The 2,774-nt window shown below is 39.0% G+C and carries 1 protein-coding gene; it reads left to right on the top strand.

The genetic code is table 11. The annotated features are described in order from the left end of the window. Positions 1-313: 313 nt before the first annotated feature. Positions 314-2,774 (top strand): GEVED domain-containing protein (locus tag I3255_RS13590; RefSeq protein WP_238039282.1); only part of this gene is annotated, 2,461 nt, incomplete at its 3' end.

Below are 2,774 nucleotides of genomic sequence, written 5' to 3'. Positions count from 1 at the left end.
CCAATGCAGTAGGTTATGAGGGGGAAGTGCGTTGGGATATGACGGGGAGTTTATTAGTCGGAGAGCAGGGAACCGTTGTTTATCAAATTATTATTAAGTAATAATTAAAATCCAGATATAAAAAGTCATCACAATGAGAATCGTGATGACTTTTTTGTTATTTAAATATAAAGATCTATACGGTGGTAAATATATAATAACGTTATAAATCAATTTCTTGTGTGCCTTGGAATAAAGATTGCTTTATTTTTAAAGTAGTCTTTTTTTTATGGTAATAAAATTCTAAAGACTGCCTCGGTTATAGGGAGTTTTTATGCTTATCATCAATAGACTAAAAAAGGTCATATTTCTATTTACGTTATTATTTTCATCATTTGCTTGGGGTGAAGCCAATATCCAAGGTATCGGTATTAATGCTAACCAATGTGGACAACAGATGACAGGAAGTATCTGGGTTGTTGATTGGTCTGATGGTAATGGCAATATAGACAAAGACTTTGATTTTAACCTTAATTTACCACCTGGAGTCTCTTTGACAAATGTGGTTGGTGATGTTTGTGGTAGTTGTGGATTCCAATCTTTAAATTGGTCTGGGAATCGAATTTGGGGACAGATCCAAGCTGGGCATATCAACGCTGGAATGAATATTTGGTTATCGGGACCAACTCAAACCATTGTGAATTATACCATCAGTGCCTATAACATTGGCGGTAATACCTCATCTAATACGATTTCTGTTTATTGTGACGACCATGGTGATGCGCCGAGTAGTTATGGCTTAGCTGGGCATACTTATACTAGTACGACAAAAACAATGCGTATTGGTAATGTTGATATTGATTATGAAAACAGTAACTTAAGTAATAGTACTGCAACCGGTGACGATAATTCGGGTACTAATGATGAGGGGACTGGTGTTGTCATTACGCCTTGGGAATTAGGGACAACGTGTTCTGGACTCGTTCAAGATACAACGACAGGTATCGTGGCGTTATCTACAGTCACAATGGATGAAAATACCTATTGTATTGAAGTTCCTGCACGCAATGTTTCTGGTTCAGGAGCTATGTTAGCTGGATGGTTGGATTGGAATAATAACGGTGTTTTTGATAATCCGACTGAGCGATCTCAGCTTATGCCGGGAATGGCTAATGTTCCTTCTGGTACGAATGGTGATGTCTATGTTATTTGGTGGGATAACATTATAGCAACAGAGATTAATACTTTTATTCGTCTTCGTATCACTAATCAGTCCTCTTTTATTACCAATCCATTTCCAACAGGGAGTGTGAGTTGGGGCGAAGTTGAAGATCATTTTATTGAATTTGCCGACTTTGGAGATGCCCCAGATCCATCATCAGGAACCAGCATTAATAATTACAATACCCGAGCAAATGATAATGGGGCCAAGCATTTAGATACTTTCATAGACATTGTTTTCTTGGGATCACAGCAACCTGATTATGATTCTGGCTCATTGCAAAATGCAAATGCAGATGCAGATGATCTGGATAATATGGCAGATGAAGATGGGCTTTCTTCTGATCCTTGGACTGTTGTTGGTGCAACGAGTTATGACTTAGCTGTACTTTGTAATGATTTTGATAGCTCAAGTGGGGGGGATTTAGGTGCGACGGTTTATGGCTGGATTGATTTTGATCAGGATGGAATATTTGAAACCAATGCTCAAGCTGACTGTATTGATACCAACGATGGAAGCGGATCCTCAAATGATGGTATAGCTAACCTGACCTTCAGTGGTTTTATTACGCCGACAACGACCTCTACAACATATTTACGTTTACGAACTTGTTCTACTGGAGATTGTGCAACGCCAACGGGTACGGCAAGTGATGGCGAAGTTGAAGACTATCTATTTGATATCCGTCAAATTGACTTTGGTGATGCTCCTGATGACGGTTCAGACAATACTTACCATACTTTACTATCCTCTGATGGTGCATCTCATAGTAATGCTTCTACTCCAAGCATTTATCTTGGCTCTATTGCCCCTGATAGTGACTTAGGTTTGAATCAGGGCGTTAGTGCAGACTTAGATGATATAACAGATACCTCAATATTATCAGTAGGCAATGATGAAGATGCTGTTTCAGGTGTTATTTTTGATTCGGCAAAAAATATTTTTACCCTAACGATTCCTTGTAATGATAACGATACCGGGGTTGATCTTGGTGCTACTGTTTATGGCTGGATTGATTTTAACCAAAATAATCGGTTTGAAGAGTCTGAATTTACCTCAAGAGAATGCATTGATACCGATCCGAGTAATCCGGGTTCAGCTCTGTTGCGCTGGATTGATATTGATAATGTGCAAGAGGGGACAACGTATTTACGATTAAGAATTACCGATAGTGTTCTGCCTTTTGATGATACTGCAACAAATTGGGATGAGCGAAGTGCAGGCTCAGTAGTAAATGGTGAAATTGAAGATCACGTCATTACATTTAGTCAAGAAAGTGATTTTGGTGATGCCCCTGATTCTTATCAAACTCTGGCAAGCAGTGGCGGGGCTGAGCACGGTTTGGGCGGAAACCGTTACACAATATATCTTGGTAACACGGCTCCTGATGCTGATAGTGATGGTTTTTCTGATGGTATAGAAGATTTTCCCAATACGGCACTTGATGATGATAGTAATGATACATCAGGTATTGCGAGTGGTAATGATGAAGATGCTGTTACAGGCATGGAAGGACTTTTTCTTGATAGTACTACTTATCAAATTAATGCTATCTGTAATGATCATAATGGCA

The organism is Psychrobacter sp. Ps6 (genome assembly GCF_022129235.1).
Lineage (GTDB): Bacteria > Pseudomonadota > Gammaproteobacteria > Pseudomonadales > Moraxellaceae > Psychrobacter.
The sequence above is the reverse complement of the archived record's forward strand: the minus strand, read 5'-3'. Positions and strand labels throughout refer to the sequence as shown.